2 protein-coding genes are annotated in these 1,304 nt (G+C 32.9%); both read left to right on the top strand.

The window, feature by feature from the left end; genetic code table 11:
- Positions 1-77 precede the first annotated feature (77 nt).
- On the top strand, positions 78-371 hold the full coding sequence (locus P8V03_RS18965) for a transposase (protein ID WP_318799370.1): 294 nt from the start codon (positions 78-80) through the stop codon (positions 369-371).
- An 8-nt stretch (positions 372-379) separates the two neighbouring features.
- Entirely contained in the window at positions 380-1,261 is an 882-nt protein-coding gene (locus P8V03_RS18960; RefSeq protein ID WP_318799369.1) for an IS3 family transposase, read from the top strand.
- Positions 1,262-1,304 lie beyond the last annotated feature (43 nt).

The following is a 1,304-nucleotide window of genomic DNA, read 5'->3' as shown; positions in this document are numbered from 1 at the left end:
CATTCTGACCCCATAATAGTCTTCGACAGTTTCTAACGAGCATGGTAATATAATAATATACGATGGGGGTTAGAAATATGGCTAGAAGAAAGTTTACTTTAGAAGATAAGATCAAAATTATTGAGGAATTGAATAATGGGTTAACTCATGCTCAAGTTTGCAAGAAGTATGAATTAACATCATCCACACTATCTACCTTTAAGCGACAGCTTGATGTAATTAATGCAACTCAACCAAAGGATTATCAAGCTAGTGCAAAAGAAAAAGCTTTGGAAGAGGAAAACCGAAAGCTTAAAGAACTGATTGGTAAGAAGGAATTAGAACTTGATATGCTACAGGATTTACTAAAAAAAAAGAAGTACCTAAAGTAGATGAAAAAGTGGCTTTGGCTAAGGAATATACTCAAAAGGGTATTAAAACCTCTAGAGCTTGTACGCTGCTTCAAATATCAAGGTCAGCTTTTTATCCCAAGAAAGAAACCATGAAAAATGAGGATGAATCAAAAGGCAAGGTCGGTAGACCTATTCCGGGTTTTTCATATGGAATAAACAATTGTATAGTGGATGATTCTGTTATCGAAACTCTCTTACATGAAGCATGTGAAAGACTTCCTTTTTATGGTTATAAAAAAATTACTAGAATTCTTCGACGGAATCATGGATTGCAAATAAATGCAAAGAAAGTCTATAGATTGGCTAAAAAGTTAGGCCTACTTCTACCATATGTAAAACATACTAAACAAGGGCATCTTGCTGTCGCAAGAGATATAACAGACATAAATCAACTATGGCAAATAGATATAAAATATGTTAAGGCGTTAAACGGGCAGTTTATAATGCTTACAGATATGATTGATGTTCATTCCAGAAAACTCGTTGGAAGAGAGATAACTAAAACTGCTACTACTAATGATGCAATAGTTGCTGTAAAGAGAGCTCTTTTAGAAAATGAAGTTACTTCAAAACTAATTTTGAGAAGTGATAACGGACCACAGTTCACTTCTGTTAAGTTTGAACATTTTTGTAAAACAAACAATATATATCATGAGCTTATTCCAACAAATTCACCTAATTACAATGCACATATAGAGTCCTTTCATTCCTTACTTTCTAAGGAATGTATAGCTTGGAATGAGATTAAAAATTTCACTCATGGATACATGCTTATCGATGAATACATAAAATTTTATAACGAAGAAAGAATCCATGGAAGTTTGAACTATATGAGTCCAAATGAATTTATAAAAAAATCTATGAGTTAGTTAGCATTTGTTAGAAAATGTCCAGAATATGGGGGCCAATCCG

This window comes from Clostridium tanneri (assembly GCF_033659955.1).
GTDB lineage: Bacteria > Bacillota > Clostridia > Clostridiales > Clostridiaceae > Clostridium_AM > Clostridium_AM tanneri.
The sequence above is the reverse complement of the archived record's forward strand: the minus strand, read 5'-3'. Positions and strand labels throughout refer to the sequence as shown.